Origin of the sequence: Micromonospora sp. MP36 (assembly GCF_008119785.1) — a bacterium.
In the GTDB taxonomy this organism is placed as follows: Bacteria; Actinomycetota; Actinomycetes; order Mycobacteriales; family Micromonosporaceae; genus Micromonospora.
This window is the reverse complement of record NZ_VSFA01000275.1, coordinates 1-931: the sequence shown is the minus strand read 5'-3', so window position 1 is coordinate 931 and position 931 is coordinate 1. Positions and strand designations below refer to the sequence as shown.

Below are 931 nucleotides of genomic sequence, written 5' to 3'. Positions count from 1 at the left end.
TGGTATCTGTTCACCGAGGTCGGGCTGCGAACCGGACCCAAACGGTCACGCCAAGGGTCCGTTCGGCTCGCATCGGTTCGTCATGTTGCTGATCGACTCGGCATCCGGAATCGACCTCCGGATCATCGGCCCACATCTGTCTTAGCCGGCCACGCACGCCGCTGTCCCGCCGCGCCCTCGTCCCGATCCTCACCACCGCCCCCCCGCATTGGTACGACCCGTCGCCGTCGACGCGTTCCTACTCGGACGCGCACCGTGAGGAGCGCTAAGGCGTGTTTCATAAGCCGGTCAGAGCCACTCGGTGATGATGGTGATGGTCAGGACGGCTTGGAAGCGGACCGCCAGCTTGTCGTATCGAGTGGCGACGCCGCGGTGGCGTTTAAGCCGGTTGATGCCGTTCTCGACGGCATGGCGTAGCCGGTAGAGCTGGGGGTCGAACGCGGGTGGGCGCCCGCCCTTGGAGCCTTTGGCCTTGCGGTGGGCGTCCTGGTCCTTCTTGCGGGGGATGCATGCCTTGATTCCGCGTGAGCGCAGGTATCTGCGGTTGCCGCGGCTGGTGTAGGCCTTGTCGGCCAGGACCAGGTCGGGGCAGGTGCGGGGCCGGCCCACGCCGAGGCGGGTCACGCGGATGCGGCGCAGGACAGGGATGAACTGCGGGCTGTCACCACGGTGCCCGGCGGTCACGGTCAGGGAGAGGACTTTTTGTCCCTGTTCGCAGGCCAGGTGGGTTTTGGTGGTCAGCCCGCCGCGGGATCGGCCCAGGGCGTGATCGGCCGGTTCGTCGTGCACGCCGCCGGGTGGTTCCTTCTGCAGATGCCCGTCTTTGCGGGCGCCGGCGGCGTGCTGGTGGGCGCGGCTGGTCATCGAGTCCACGCTCACCGTCCAGCCGATCCGGCCTTGCGCGTCGCCGGCGGCTTGCAACGCGGACAGG

The 931-nt window shown here is 68.1% G+C and carries 1 protein-coding gene; it reads right to left on the bottom strand.

The genetic code is table 11. The annotated features are described in order from the left end of the window. Positions 1 to 288 precede the first annotated feature (288 nt). A partial coding sequence (locus FXF52_RS41140) for an IS5 family transposase (protein ID WP_148805044.1) occupies positions 289 to 931 on the bottom strand: 643 nt, incomplete at its 5' end.